Origin of the sequence: Synechococcus sp. CCY 0621, assembly GCF_019038465.1 — a bacterium.
In the GTDB taxonomy this organism is placed as follows: Bacteria; Cyanobacteriota; Cyanobacteriia; order PCC-6307; family Cyanobiaceae; genus Cyanobium.
Genome location: NZ_JAFKRH010000091.1, coordinates 1 through 249 on the forward strand (window position 1 = coordinate 1; position 249 = coordinate 249).

Below are 249 nucleotides of genomic sequence, written 5' to 3' on the forward strand. Positions count from 1 at the left end.
TCGCGGCGCCCCCCGTCGACATCGACGGCATCCGTGAGCCCGTCGCCGGCTCCCTGATGTACGGCAACAACATCATCTCCGGCGCCGTTGTTCCTTCCAGCAACGCCATCGGCCTGCACTTCTACCCCATCTGGGAAGCCGCCAGCCTCGACGAGTGGCTGTACAACGGTGGTCCTTACCAGCTGGTGGTCTTCCACTTCCTGATCGGCGTCTTCGCCTACATGGGCCGCGAGTGGGAACTCTCCTACC

1 pseudogene is annotated in these 249 nt (G+C 63.9%); it reads left to right on the forward strand.

Annotated elements, in window-relative coordinates:
- A pseudogene (locus KUG43_RS17550) lies at positions 1–249 on the forward strand (photosystem II q(b) protein); the annotation flags it as partial.